Source organism: Neisseria flavescens (assembly GCF_001618065.1).
In the GTDB taxonomy this organism is placed as follows: domain Bacteria; phylum Pseudomonadota; class Gammaproteobacteria; order Burkholderiales; family Neisseriaceae; genus Neisseria; species Neisseria flavescens_A.
On record NZ_LAEI01000054.1, the window covers coordinates 1 to 1,360 of the forward strand.

Sequence of the window (1,360 nt, forward strand, 5' to 3'; positions counted from 1 at the left end):
AAAGCTTGCCGTGTCCAGCGATAAATACTTCGTCTATGTATTTCTTCACTGTCCAAGGCTCGTGCATCCACCAAACAGGCATCTGCCAAATCACGGCATCCATCCACAAGAATTTTTCGATTTCTGCCTCAACATCATAGCCTGCATCAATCACAGTTTCTTTTACATTGTGTCCAAGTGCGGTCAAAACTTCTTTTGCTTTTTTGTGAAGCGTGTTGTTTAACTCACCATGCGAATGGCCGAATTCTTTACCACCGTTTAATAATAAAATGTTCATTTTTACTCCTAGAATAATTTATAAAAAAAGGATGTGATGTTTACGGATATTGTCTTCTGTTTACTCTCATGAAGTTGCAGTCATTTTATGATTTGTTTTTATTGAGATAAATAGGGTTTATCTTTATAATGTAATGAATTAAATTCACTAATAAAAGAGAGTTTAAAGAGAAAATGCAGAACTTTAACGAACTGAATTATTTTTTAACACTGGCGCAAACGCAGAGTTTTGTGAAGGCAGGGCAGCTTTTGGGGATTTCTTCTTCGGCGTTGAGCCACAGCATGAAAAATTTAGAAACGCGGCTGAACCTGCGTCTGTTCAACCGCACTACACGCAATGTGTCGCTGACCGAAGCCGGGCAACAACTTTTCGACCAACTTTTCCCACTTTATCAAGCCATAAACCAAGAAGTCGATGCATTAAATGATTTTTTGAATACGCCATCGGGATTGATTCGCATCAACGCCCCGGCGATGGCAGCGGAAGCCGTGTTGTATCCAAAATTAAAGCCGATTTTGAACCAATACCCGAAAATCCGCTTGGAAATCGTGGTGGACGATCGTTGGGCAGATATTGTGAAAGAAGGATTTGATATGGGCGTTCGGTTAGGTAACAAGGTAGCGAAAGAGATGATTGCGGTGCCAATTTCCGCACCGCTCAAAATGGTATTGGTTGCTTCGCCCGATTATTTGGCACAACACGGTTCACCGAAAAATATTGATGATCTGCAACAACACCGCCTTATCGGCATAAAACTCTCCGGTGAACACGGCACGGAGATACAGTGGGAATTCAAATACAAAAAAAAGCTGATTACGTTCACGCCAAAATCGCAGTTTTCCATCAACAATCATCTGCGCCTGCAAGCCGTTTCAGACGGCCTCGGCATCACTTGGCTGCCGCATATCATCGCCGCAGACTCGCTCCATTCTGGGCAGTTGGTCGAGCTGTTGCCCGAATACGCCATCACCTACGATCCGCTTTACCTCTATTACCCCAGCCGCCGCGGGCATTCCAATGTGTTTAAGCTGATTGTGGATGCGTTAAAAGTAAAAGCCGTTTGAAATTTCAGACGGCTTTTTA

General features: G+C 43.2%; 2 protein-coding genes. One reads left to right on the forward strand and one right to left on the reverse strand.

The features are described 5' to 3' along the window. The coding region (locus TW89_RS08355) for an NAD(P)H-dependent oxidoreductase (protein ID WP_225522200.1) at window positions 1-277 on the reverse strand (277 nt) is incomplete at its 3' end. A gap of 173 nt (window positions 278-450) precedes the next feature. On the opposite strand from TW89_RS08355, the gene TW89_RS08360 reads away from it, so the two are divergent. After that, window positions 451-1,341, forward strand: coding sequence for a LysR family transcriptional regulator (locus TW89_RS08360; RefSeq protein ID WP_128581133.1), 891 nt, complete (start codon window positions 451-453; stop codon window positions 1,339-1,341). The last annotated feature ends 19 nt before the right edge of the window (window positions 1,342-1,360 follow it).

Excerpts from the sequence above, each read along its gene's own strand:
- TW89_RS08360 (WP_128581133.1), top strand. The coding sequence starts at position 451 with ATGCAGAACTTTAACGAACTGAATTATTTTTTAACACTGGCGCAAACG.